11 protein-coding genes and 2 pseudogenes are annotated in these 12,510 nt (G+C 35.5%); 2 read left to right on the forward strand and 11 right to left on the reverse strand.

Annotated features, from left to right (window positions below; all coding sequences use genetic code 11):
• Window positions 1-347 precede the first annotated feature (347 nt).
• A complete protein-coding gene (locus ACQKIH_RS15855) occupies window positions 348-1,400 on the reverse strand; it encodes a flavin-containing monooxygenase (RefSeq protein ID WP_427767777.1) in 1,053 nt (350 codons plus the stop codon).
• 158 nt (window positions 1,401-1,558) lie between these two features.
• On the opposite strand from ACQKIH_RS15855, the gene ACQKIH_RS15860 reads away from it, so the two are divergent.
• Both ACQKIH_RS15860 and ACQKIH_RS15865 read left to right on the forward strand, forming a co-directional pair.
• Window positions 1,559-2,005 (forward strand): MarR family winged helix-turn-helix transcriptional regulator, encoded by a 447-nt coding sequence (locus ACQKIH_RS15860; protein ID WP_057989349.1) that lies wholly within the window; start codon window positions 1,559-1,561, stop codon window positions 2,003-2,005.
• A 76-nt stretch (window positions 2,006-2,081) separates the two neighbouring features.
• The gene (locus ACQKIH_RS15865; RefSeq protein WP_427767780.1) at window positions 2,082-3,467 is read left to right on the forward strand and encodes an NAD(P)-binding domain-containing protein; all 1,386 of its coding nucleotides are present in this window, start codon (window positions 2,082-2,084) and stop codon (window positions 3,465-3,467) included.
• 255 nt (window positions 3,468-3,722) lie between these two features.
• On the opposite strand, the gene ACQKIH_RS15870 is transcribed toward ACQKIH_RS15865, so the two are convergent.
• From ACQKIH_RS15870 to ACQKIH_RS15915, 10 genes and pseudogenes are all read right to left on the reverse strand, one after another.
• Window positions 3,723-4,934 carry an MFS transporter gene (locus ACQKIH_RS15870; protein ID WP_427767783.1) on the reverse strand — a complete coding sequence of 404 codons (1,212 nt, stop codon included), beginning with the start codon at window positions 4,932-4,934 and terminating at the stop codon, window positions 3,723-3,725.
• A gap of 396 nt (window positions 4,935-5,330) precedes the next feature.
• Window positions 5,331-5,711 (reverse strand): annotated as a pseudogene (locus ACQKIH_RS15875) (putative iron-sulfur cluster-binding metallochaperone); the annotation flags it as partial.
• A gap of 37 nt (window positions 5,712-5,748) precedes the next feature.
• Window positions 5,749-5,832 (reverse strand): annotated as a pseudogene (locus ACQKIH_RS15880) (arsenate reductase/protein-tyrosine-phosphatase family protein); the annotation flags it as partial.
• A gap of 18 nt (window positions 5,833-5,850) precedes the next feature.
• Window positions 5,851-7,140 (reverse strand): arsenic transporter, encoded by a 1,290-nt coding sequence (locus tag ACQKIH_RS15885; RefSeq protein WP_427767845.1) that lies wholly within the window; start codon window positions 7,138-7,140, stop codon window positions 5,851-5,853.
• Window positions 7,141-7,149: 9 nt separating this feature from the next.
• The gene (locus tag ACQKIH_RS15890) at window positions 7,150-7,464 is read right to left on the reverse strand and encodes an ArsR/SmtB family transcription factor (protein WP_427767785.1); all 315 of its coding nucleotides are present in this window, start codon (window positions 7,462-7,464) and stop codon (window positions 7,150-7,152) included.
• Window positions 7,465-7,844: 380 nt separating this feature from the next.
• Window positions 7,845-8,024 (reverse strand): hypothetical protein, encoded by a 180-nt coding sequence (locus ACQKIH_RS15895; protein WP_427767788.1) that lies wholly within the window; start codon window positions 8,022-8,024, stop codon window positions 7,845-7,847.
• Window positions 8,025-8,095: 71 nt separating this feature from the next.
• Window positions 8,096-9,349, reverse strand: a complete 1,254-nt coding sequence (locus ACQKIH_RS15900; protein ID WP_427767790.1) for an MFS transporter — start codon at window positions 9,347-9,349, stop codon at window positions 8,096-8,098.
• Between the two features lie 94 nt (window positions 9,350-9,443).
• Window positions 9,444-10,586, reverse strand: a complete 1,143-nt coding sequence (locus ACQKIH_RS15905) for a winged helix-turn-helix domain-containing protein (RefSeq protein WP_427767793.1) — start codon at window positions 10,584-10,586, stop codon at window positions 9,444-9,446.
• Between the two features lie 159 nt (window positions 10,587-10,745).
• Window positions 10,746-11,396 (reverse strand): Type 1 glutamine amidotransferase-like domain-containing protein, encoded by a 651-nt coding sequence (locus ACQKIH_RS15910; protein WP_427767795.1) that lies wholly within the window; start codon window positions 11,394-11,396, stop codon window positions 10,746-10,748.
• Between the two features lie 238 nt (window positions 11,397-11,634).
• Complete coding sequence (locus ACQKIH_RS15915) at window positions 11,635-12,153, reverse strand: AAA family ATPase (protein ID WP_427767798.1); 519 nt, start codon at window positions 12,151-12,153, stop codon at window positions 11,635-11,637.
• Between the last annotated feature and the right edge of the window lie 357 nt (window positions 12,154-12,510).

Genomic DNA, 12,510 nt, shown 5'->3' on the forward strand with positions numbered 1-12,510 from the left:
CTATCCAACTGAGATTGTTCTTATCCATTCGGAAAATTTCTTATTTTTTAATTAAGCCGTAGATTACTAGGATCAAGCTTGATAACGATTATTCCAAACAGTTATAGCCGTTTGGAATAATGTAAGCCCGCAAATAAATCACACATAAAAATAACCAAGTACCTCACCCCAATTATCCCGTGCTAAAGCCAATACCATCTACTTAGATTTGGCTGAAACGGTTAAAGTAAATGGTTTCTAATACTATCAATACCTATTAACATTAATGACAGAACAGCTAAATTTCCCAATTAATAAACCGATTTTATTTTTATTCTGTCTACCTACTTGAAAGCTTATCAAAAAAACTACTTAAGATCTTTCAATATTTTTTTCACAACAAATTGTGCATCCGTTCCGACTCCTCTTAATGTAGCCGAAGCAAAGGAACGCTGCCCTTCCAGCCCCACATAATAAAGCCCTGGAACCTTGCTAATTCCAGCTTTATGTATCGGCAAGCCTTCGTTATCTAATGCGCCAATCGTCTGAAGATAAGGAAGGTGAGGTCTAAAACCTGTCGCAAAGATTACGGTATCCACGTGTTCTTTATCTCCGTTTGGCCAAATAACGCCACTTTCATAAAAGGATGTAAAAATTGATTGTTGATTTGGATTCCCTGCAGTTATTCGCTCTTTGAATCGATTTGAATCAATTACCGCATTTGAACTCGGCGCAGTTTTCCCAAATCGCCAATATGGGAAATTATCAAAACCAATTAGTTTTATCCAAAAATGTAAATCTAATCTCCCAATCTGTTGATTCACAAACTGGATCGGTTGGCGTACTGCTATAGTTGTTCGACTTACTTCAGACAATTCAACTGCAATTTGCACAGCAGAATTCCCACCACCTACAATGATTACTCTTTGGTTATGAAATGGTTGCGAATTTCGATATTGCGAAGAATGGAGTGTATTTCCCTGATAATCCCCCATCCCAGCTATTTTTGGAATGAATGGACTACTAAATGAGCCAGTAGCATTTATAATCGTTTTAGCCTTAAATATTTCTCCTGCCTTAGTTCGAATCACAAATCCTTCTTCGTTTTTTTCAATCAAATCGACTTGCTGATTCAATTGAACTGGCAAATCAAATTTCAATTTATAGCTCTGTAAATATCGAATAACTTCATCTCGGTCTGGATATCTCTTTTGATCTCCAGGGAACTTCATACCTGGCATCGAGGAATAGCCTGCTGGGGAAAACAAATTCAAACTGTCATAATAACGTGGCCAAGACCCACCTATTTGATCACTTGCCTCTAAAATTAAAAAATGCAGTCCTTTCTTCTGTAAATGATAACCCGAAGCAAGTCCCGCCTGTCCCCCTCCAATTACAATTGTATCTAGTATTTTTTTCATATTATTCTCCCTCGTATTTCGCAAATTTGTCTTCCATTGTTTAATTGGTTTAGAATCAAATGACATTGACCATTATCGTTTATAAATTATTTAAATTGTAAACATAATAGTTGTATTATGCAAGTATATCTGTTTTACTTATAATTAGAGGTGATCAAATGGAGAACAAACGCGAGATTTTTCACATACTCACACGAAGGTTTGGCTTATTAAACAAAAATTGTTGCTCTATAGGCTCTTTTGAAATTTCTACAATCCAAAGTCATATTTTGTATGAAATCGATAAACAACACGCGCCTTCTATGCAGCAAATTGCCGAGGCACTTGCAATGGATATTACAACGTTTAGTAGACAAATTCAAACACTCATCAAAATGGATTTAGTAAAAAAAACACCGTCAACACAAGACAAACGTGTTTCCATTTTAAACTTAACAACACCAGGGAAATTTGTCGCTACAACGATCGAGGAATCAATGAATGCTTACTTAGAGGAAGTTTTCTCTCATATGAATGATTCCGAAAAAGAAACAGTTCTTCGCTCAATCGAATTGTTAAACGTTGCAATGTCAAAGTCTACTGTATGTTGCACCCCTCTCTATTAAGCAGGAGCAATCTTGCTTTTCATTTTGATCATTACTTGCAAGTTACAACTAAATTCATTTTATGGAGGATTATTATATGCAAATCAAATTAAATGTAATATCACAAACATCAAGCTGTTGTACACCTAGTCCAGAGCCTGCCACTTCTTGTTGCGAGCCAACTGTACAATCGAATAAAGAAACCCCTTTTCAATCAACTAAGGCATATCCTGTTGCAATTCTAGGTGCTGGTCCTGTTGGTCTAGCTGCAGCAGCCCATTTAGCCACTGCTGGTGAAGCGTTCATCATCTTAGAAAAAGGAACTGACGTCGCTGAAAACATCAAGTCTTGGCAGCACGTTCGTCTATTTTCACCATGGCAGTACAATGTCGATAAAGCGGCAAAACAACTTTTACTAGCAGCTGGATGGGAAATGCCACAAGAAGATCGATTACCAACAGGTCAAGAAATTCGCGAAGCTTACTTACAACCACTAGCGAATGTGCCTGAAATCAAGCCATTCATTTCATTTAATACAACTGTGGTTGGTATAAGTAAAAAAAATCACGATAAAATGAAGTCTGCTCGTCGTAACGAGGCACCATTTGTTATTTATACGGAACAAAATGGTGAATCAAAACGAATACTTGCACATGCTGTCATCGATGCGACGGGTACGTGGGCAAGTCCGAATCCTGTTCATGCTGACAACGTATGGACTTCTGCTGAACAAAAACTTACTGATAAAATCTTTTATGGCATCCCAAATGTGGAGTCATTAAAAGAACGTTATACAGGCAAACGTATCGCTGTTGTTGGTGGTGGTCATTCTGCAATTAATACCATTTTAGAATTAGAAAAACTAGAGGCTGTTGAAATTACATGGATTTTACGTAAAAAGCGTGTTGAAGATGCATACGGCGGTGAAGAAAAAGATGCCCTTGCTGCTCGTGGGGAATTAGGTAGTCGCATTCATGCATTAGTAGATGAGGGGAAAGTAAAGGTCTTTACCCCATTTTATATCGAGGAACTTTCACAAACATCCGATGGCATCATCATTAAAGGCGAAGGTCCAAACGGTGAGGCACAACTCCCTGCTGTTGATGAAATCATTGCTAATACTGGCAGCCGTCCAGATTTCTCTTTCTTAAAAGAAATTCGATTATCGATTGATGCTGCTGTTGAGAGCGTTGAAGCATTGGCACCGGTAATTGATCCAAATGAACATAGCTGTGGAACCGTTCGTCCACACGGTGAGTTAGAACTACGCCAACCTGAAACCGGCTTCTACGTTGTCGGTATGAAGAGTTACGGCCGCGCACCTACCTTCCTAATGGCAACTGGTTATGAGCAAGTACGTTCCATTGTAGCGTATTTAACAGGTGATTTAGAGGCTGCTCGTAAAGTGGAATTAGATTTACCTGAAACAGGTGTATGTAGTTTAGATTTAAGTAACAATAATAACGAGACAACTTGCTGTTAAACACAGTATCTGTAGCTTTTGAATAAGGTTCGATGAAAAGTAAGATGAAAACGCTGATTTTATACAGAAAGAAACCAACTGTTTTGAAATAAATTTTGTTCAAAACAGTTGGTTTTTATATTCAACTAAAGCCCCCGTTAGTACAATAAGTTCAATAAAAAAGACCATCAAAAATGATGATCCTAATTCACAAAATATCATACAGTTATTAAAAACAAAGGATATTTTAGTTAATAAAATCCTTTATCTTTAATTTTATTGTTCCATAACATTTCTAACAAACAATTGCTTATTTTTATGAGCAATTGCACTTACTATCGCCAGTAATAGCCCCGAAATGACGAATACAATTCTAATTCCTAACAAATCTGCTAAAACTCCCATAACAAGAGAGCCAACGCCAAAAATCCCAGTTCCGATAGCACCTAATGAGGTATAAACTGTTGACAACTGTTCTTTTGAAACACTAGTTTGTATTACCGTTTGTTGAGGAATGTATTTTATTTGTCCAAAGAGTCCTACACAGAGCGATAAAAGTAAGGAAATGATTGGAATGCTGTTTAGGCTAAATAATAATGTAAATAAGAAACTTGCGAATGAACCGACAAAAATAAAGGTTCCTAATTTCTTTTCAACAAAAGAAGAAAATTTAATACAATAAACACTTCCTAAAATCAGACCTAAAAAGAAAGCTCCATTGATAAATCCCCACCATTTTTCATCAACGTTCAAAGCATCGTTGACAAACACATATAAAATAGCAGCTATCCAAACCGTTCCTGCAATTGTTTCCAAAAATTCTATCCAAGCAATCCTTCTTAATACCGGAGTGTTAGATAAAGTTTTCCAACCTTCTTTAATCTTTTCTAGTTTCCCTTTTAGCTCGGTTGTTTCAAGGTTGTTTACTCTTTCTAAGTGGCAAAGTAATATGCTTGCAATTACAAATAAACATCCAACTAACCAAATAAGTTGTTGAGAACTCATAATAATTAGCAATGAACTTCCTACGAACCACATACCAGCTTGGATGACCTGCGTAATAGTTTCCGAAATTCCATTAGCTTGAATAAGATGTTCAGGTTTAACATAGTATAGAGTCAATGTCTGTCTTATTGGATTTGCACATCCGTCAAAAAAAGCAATCAATCCTATTATTAAAAAGATAAAATAATAATTAGCTGCTGTTAAACCAATTAACATAAATCCTAGAATAAAGATTAAAATCGTTTTTGCAATTTGTGACCCAGCAAGTAACCATTTAAGATTTAATTTTTCAACCAAAAGAGGTGTCAGTAGACTGGATATAAACATAGAAGAAGCGATCGTAAATGGCACAAACGATGCTGCAATTGCAGAACCTGTTAATACAAAAATTGTACTTATAACACTGACTATATATAATACATCGCCTATATTAGCGAGTGACTGACCTATTAGTAATAAAGAAAAATTTCTATTCAATTTCATTATATATCCCCCGATATTTCATTTGAATTTTGGCTTATTAGGGGAATATTAGATTGGACTATTCATTAAAATTCAACTCCTATCATTTATCGGACAAATCTGGGGGATTTAGATTTATCACAAGTTTTGTATCATCAATAAATATTTATTTGAATTATAGAATTGCTTTTCAATATATTACACTCTACAGTAATTAATAACCATATATTCTCCATAAAAATAAAAGAACCCTACTTCCGCTAAACTGCCCCTTAAGTTCAATAAGAAAAGAGCTGCCTAAGCAACTCAATGTTCTTCAAGTAAAGCACCCCGTTAGCCATCCATGTAGCGCAAAACCAGCGCTATACCACAGAGAATGAAAGATTATGACGTTCTTTCATGGGAGTTGAAGACAAATTAACTTTTAATACTCCTTATATACTTTGTAACATTACCCAAACAGCAACTTCCTTGTGGATTGTTTATCTCACAACCACATCGGTTTTCCTTTGTGTTTTCTCGAATATGTTCAATTGGATTAGGGAAAAGTTCTTGTTTTACATACTTCTCAAGTTTCTCTTTTGTCCAGTCAAAGCAGTAGCAAATAGATGTTGTTACATGGTCATCTTTTTGATGTACAGCTACCTTTATATCAGTTGTAAGATACTTCTTATTATCAGCATCAAAATAAACTACATCACACTCTTTGCTTGAACAGAAATAGTGATTTACATTCGCATTTAAAGTTTCTAATGCGGTCGGTTTAAGTATTGACTTTAGTGTAATCAACTTTACGTTGATTGTTCGAAGCCTAGTAATACTAACCCAAGCTGACCATTAACCTTTGCGCCCATCCATCTGCCATTTGTGAACGACACGAGTTTCCTGTACATAAGAAATAAAGTATGTTTTTTATGATATAAATAAACTCCCTTAATTAAAAAATTATTAGTGTAATGTAAAGCCCGATTAACGTAAAAATTAAAATCGGTACCGTTAACACAATCCCTGTTTTAAAGTACGTACCCCAGGAGATCTTCACACCTTTTTGGGACAGTACATATAACCAAACTAGTGTTGCGAGTGATCCAATTGGTGTAATTTTCGGTCCTAAGTCAGAACCAATAACATTTGCATAAATAAGCGCTTCACGTAATGTGCCATCCGTAGTTGTTTCGGCAATCGCTAATGCGTTGACCATCACAGTTGGCATATTGTTCATAACAGACGATAAAAATGCAGCAATAAAGCCCATTCCAACTGTTGCTACAAATAAACCTTGTTCCGCGGTCCATTCAATGACACTTGCAAGCGCCGGTGTTAATCCTGCATTACCAAGCCCATATACGACCACATACATCCCAATCGAAAAGAACACAATATTCCAAGGTGCACCCTTCACAACCGCTTTTGTATCAACGACCGCGCTTTGACGTGCCATGAATAAGAAGAAAATCGCGACAATTCCCGCAACAAGCGATACCGGTACACCGATCCACTCACTTGAAAAATACCCAGCAACTAAAATCGCTAACACAAACCAAGACAACTTAAACATTTTCATATCTTTAATGGCCAAGCGTGGCTCCTTTAGCATCGATTCATTGTATTCACGTGGAATCGACTTGTTGAAGTAAATGAGTAATACGACAATAGTTGCCACAAGTGAGAATAAATTCGGAATAATCATGCGCGCGGCATATTCAACGAACCCAATATCAAAAAAGTCAGCTGAGACAATGTTCACTAAGTTACTCACTACAAAAGGCAAACTCGTCGTATCCGCAATAAACCCACTCGCCATAATAAACGGGAAAATCATTTTTTCGCTAAACTGCAAATTACGTACCATCGCAAGGACAATCGGCGTTAAAATTAAGGCTGCCCCGTCATTAGCAAATAACGCTGCAACACCCGCGCCAAGTAAGCTGACATAGACAAACATTTTAATACCGCTTCCCTTTGCCGCACGTGCCATATGTAATGCTGCCCATTCAAACAATCCGATTTCATCTAAAACAAGTGAAATTAAAATAATCGCAATAAACGATAATGTCGCATTCCACGTAATATCTATAACTGTACCAACATCACTAAAATCAACAACACCTACGAGTAAAGCGATTATAGCGCCGGCCATTGCAGACCAACCAATGTTCAGTCCCTTTGGCTGCCATATGACAAAAATCAATGTCACGATAAAAATAAGTGCCGCTAATACAAACATATTCAATTTTTAGTCCCCCACACATTCAATTTCAATTTTACAGCCGCATGTCCACTCTTCATTAATGGAAGCAATAACCCCTTGCATTAACGTTGTTTGATTTTCTTGAATCCGGTAATGCTTCCACGTGCCGACTTTACGCTCTGTAATAATCCCTGCTTCTTTTAGCTTTCTTAAATGCTGACTAACTGCTGGCTGTGAGATACCTAATACATCCGTAAAATCACAAACACATACCTCTCCTTTTTTTAAACAAGCAAGGATTTTCAGTCGGTTTGCATCTGCTACAGCTTTTAATTGTTTCTCAATTAGTTCGATTTCCATTTTCACACCTCCATAACTATATAATTATATGCTTATATTATGTGATAGTGATCCTTTTTGCAACCACTAATACGCAAAGTAATATTATAAAGATGTCACATTATTTTCAAAATCAACTAATTCACGTTTGCTTATCAGGCGTCTTTAAAGCCTCATCAAACGTATTCAACAGAGCCTGTTTTTTTGAATAAAGATGGCCAAGTATTAGATCCGCGCGCGGGTTATAGGGTATCTTTAAAAAGTGTTAAACAAGCTGGGCTGCCGCCTGCCCGTTTCTCTTTGCATCATTTACGTCACACGTTTGCGACCATTTTCTTGCAACAATAGGGTCGCAAACGTTGAATAAAGAGTATTCCAAGAACTTTTGGGTCATGAGAGTATTACGTCAACATGGACAACAGTTGTTCCATTTGTGTGGATGCTGCATGCATTTGTGGTTGTTGATTGAGCATCATACCCGGTTGTGATGGTATCATTTGTTGCACCACGCTAAATAGCCTTTGATGCGGTATGACTACCGATTGTATTGGCAATTGCATATTTCCGATTATTTGATACAAAGCATTAGTAATGATCCTCCCTTTAAAGTAAAGAAAAACTTGTTTTCCATATGAATTCAAAAAGGAATTCATCACCCTACTTTCACTTTAATTAATTCTTTTGCATGATTGTTTTGCTTCCAAATTAGCCTTTGTAGGACTATACCAATAATACCAATTACGGATAGTCCAAGACCGATTATTTTAAAGGCGGTTAGTACCCCTAAATGTGTAATCAATAGCCCGCCCAGAAGAGGCCCGGCAATAAAAAGAATACTCATTAAGGAATCTATTATACTGGTAACCCTTCCTATAGCTTCCTTAGGTGGTTCAGTTTGAATGAGATAATTTATAGACACGAAAGTTAACCCATTTCCGATTCCGCCGATAATTGAAAGAAAGATTGCAAGTGCTATGAAATTGTAATTCAATAGGAATCCAAATCCCACAGACATTACACCAATTAGAAGACTTCCGGTACCGAAAAACCAACCAAATTTAGAGATTTTTTCAAGTCTGCTTAGAAGTATGACCACAAGGAGTGATCCCATTCCAATACCCGAAATTGCCCAGCCGATAAACCCAGGTTTGTTAGGAAACACCTCACTGAACAAAGTTACAATCTGTGCGTCGATCATTTGTATTGTTAGGGTGCTGAATATCCCAAATATGATACTAGCTAAAAGGATTTTACTCTTAAAAACAATATGCCATCCTTCCTTCCAAGATCGTAGAAATCCAGATTGTTTGGCTCCTATTTCTACACTTGTTTCTATTTCTTGTACCTTGACACGAGTGAGAATTATTCCAGAAATAGTGAAGGCTATCGCGTTTAATGCAATTGAAAAGTTTGGAGAAAAAATTCCTGCGACTGAACCTCCCATCAGCGGTCCAATAACCTTTACCAACTGAAATAGACTTCCATTAATAGTAATTGCTTTCATGATGTCTTTTTCGTCAACTATATTTCTCATCAATCCCTGTTGTGCAGGAAGGCTTATAACACCCGCTGTATTTCGTAAAAACAGGATTGGTAGAGCAAGCCAAGGTGAAGGTGTAAAAACAAGCAACAAAGTTAATACCGCTCGAAACCAATTAGAATAGATAAGAATTTTCCTCTTATCTATTCGATCTGCAAAAACACCTGCGAATTGTCCTAAAAGTATACTAGGAATGGCATACATGATAGGTATTAGAGCAATCAGCATCGGATCAGCCTTCCATGTATACCTAAATAAGATAAGGACACCAATAACATCAAACCAGTTTCCTAAGTTAGCTAAAGTATTAGCAGAAAAAAATTTAATAAAATTTCTGTTTTGCCATATTGATATTTCCTTGTTCATTAATAATCCCCCCACATTAGTAACGCTTATACGAGCATAACGTGTAATTATCAGAGGAATATCAGAGAAGCAGAAATAAAAAAATTCCGATCAATTATTTTAAGTGGTGTTTTAACTGAAGTTCGATCTTGCTATGTAATTCATTCAATTTGTACTCTTTCATATACTTTTTCTGTCGCTCTTGATAGTAAGTCTGTAATCTACTATTCATTCCAGACTCTTCTAAGAAGAACAAAATAATGTTTATATTTAATAACATACCTGGTATGAATTTTGATTCTTGTAGCAGCTGAAATCCTTCATTAAAATAATCTTCAGCTTTTGATTCATTATTTTTAAGCATACAATAAATACCTTTAGCAATTATAAAATTCGCATTTTCTCTTAAATAAGGGAAATTTACAAGTTTTTCTTCCGTATCTCCCATCCTTTTCTCTATCTCCTGAAAATCCTTTTGAAGTAAAGCAATATAGAGTTCCGAAAGTGTAATCAATGGTATGAATCCTTCGATATTTTTTTCATATATCTCTATTTTAGATTGCCGAAGAAGGTTAAGTGCTTCACCTAGTTGATTTGTGATTATCAATAACGACAAGCGACTTAACAATTTGATTTCTAATCGATGGTATTCAGGCATCTTTTCAGCAGATAGAGCAACCGTAAAATAATCAAGACACTTTGTCTTATCTAATTCGATTAATGAATAGATGTGTAATAAATAAAAGCATTTTTCCCAAAAGGTGATATCCCGTTTCTCAAGAAACCAACTGAAATCTCCTTTCATGAAATGTAGATACATAAGGTTAGGCAAATCTATTTGAAAACCGAACACATCCTGGTTTTCTTGGAATAGCTTTAGAGCATCACCCTGTCCGAAGCGATGATATTTGTGAAACAAGTTATTAAATTGTGTGGATACCTCATCGTCCTTCAATAAGGGGCTCTCATGTACCTCTTTAGTTAGAAGAAGGTATCCTTGTCCCCTGACTGTTTCAATATTAATCACAGATGACAGTGGTTCAATTTTCTTTCTGATTCTATAAATATGGTCATCTACTGTTCTATCTACTGGATCTTCCATTGGCCAAACAGCATCCAAAAGTTCCTCTCTTGAAAAAATCCGTGAAGGATATTGATATAAAAATCTAAACAATTGAAATTCCTTCGGTAAAAAAATGATTTCTTCAGAACGATAATTTACTTTATGACCCGTGTTGGAAAACTTGATTTTCTCCATTCTTTCACCTCAACAAAATGGTATTGTTTTTATAGTTCATTTAACAAATACGTTAAAGAAAAGCGACCGATAACGCAAGGTCGTACTGCATATCTATGCTATCTTTTTAACGAAGATACAATCCTATTTTGTGTATTAGGTTATAACCATTCACCACAACTAGAGCGTTTCATCTAATTTCCGAATTTTTGAGTGGGAAATTAAATACACATTGCCTAAAATGTCGATTTTATCTCCTTTTACACGTACAGCGCATTCTTTGTTTGAAGCATAAATATTAATTTCTTCCGATAAAAGAGACAATTCGTCTTGAACCAATGCCATGTTATTTTCAAGATCAAAATGAGACAGGACAGAAAAATTGTCAAGTCCGATTCCATCGTAAACAGAGTTTATTTCATCCCCAAAGTTCTTCGAGCATAACCATTTAGCGGACATATTGATCGCACCAGCGCTAGCTCCCATCACAACGGCTCTGCTTTTTTTTATCAACTTCGACAATTCATAGTCCATCAAAAAATCATTTAGATTAAGAATACTTCCACCCAACAAGAAAATGACTGAAGCATTTTGAATTAACGTTTGGGCATCTTCCTTCTGTACGCGATAATTAATTAAATGATATTCATCAAACATAATGCCGGTCTGGTCAAGCCATGAGCGTTCAGTGGCGCCATCTTCTTCATAGATTGATGGATTTGAGCTAATCATGACAAGTGATTTTCTATCAGTTATATCCTCCTGTAACACCTTGCCTAGACTCTCTGGTAAAAATTTGTTAAACCACCCTAAATAATAATGAATTTTCATAAGTCCCCCCGTAGCAAAGTGTAAATAACATTAATTTTCTGCGTTCCTCATTTCGTTTTCTTGTCACTAACACAATATCCTTAATATGGTCCCATTCATGAACAGTGACTTTTTATAGCACAATTAATTTGTCACAAAAATTCAGATAAGACGCCTTTCTATATTCAGGAAAGGCACCCGATTACGGAATAACGTTCTCTGAATTCCAAGCCTCAAAAAACATTCAAGAAAGGTCTCTTTAAGTGAAGTAATTTTCAAGTTCTTTTTTATTTGTTACAACTAATAGTTTGTCATCATAATCCCCAAATTTCTTAAAGAAATTTGGTTTACCGACTTCTTCAAAATATCTATTCCACTTAAACATCTTGAAGAATATTTTTAATGTTGGATTATAGTTTGATTTTTCTAATCTAAGTTTTTGTAAAAGAAACCTCCTTATAATTCGGTAGGTTCTTACCGAATAATTTATATCCAAAAAAATGATCAATTCTGCATTCAGAAAACTATTAGAAACCCATTCTTCATTATGTACGCCTTCTACAATCCAAGTATTGGAACTAATTAGGGTATTCAAATATTCTTCTCTTTCTTTTTCGGTTCTTCTTATATCTTCATGACCCTCATGCCTTTTCCAAACAACATTATCTAATTCATAAAATGGAACATTTAACATAGAAGATAATTCTCTTGCTAAAGTTGTCTTCCCACTTCCTACAGAACCTATAATATGTATTTTATTAGGAATTTTATTTTTCAAAGTAAACACCACCACTTATCATAGAAGTTACCTTTACCATTTATTCGATTTGGTTATCGAAATATCCTTTCTCTTATCAAGCTCTTCTTACGGGTTCCTACTGACATTTAACAATATGCGCCGTATGTTGGATATCCTAATAGCTATTTTAATTTAAAGAAAATACAACGCCAGACGTTTTTTATTTAGGTAAACCAACAGATATGATTCTATCAGGTTAAGACATTATAATTTTACTTACATTTAGTTGTTCAAACTTTTTATAAAACAATAAATTTAAACACAAAAAAAGACAGTACATAATACTGTCTTTTTTGTGTTAACTAGGTACCTTTCAAAGATGTGTTTCCTAAAAAA

It is taken from the genome of Solibacillus cecembensis (genome assembly GCF_050272495.1).
In the GTDB taxonomy this organism is placed as follows: Bacteria; Bacillota; Bacilli; order Bacillales_A; family Planococcaceae; genus Solibacillus; species Solibacillus cecembensis.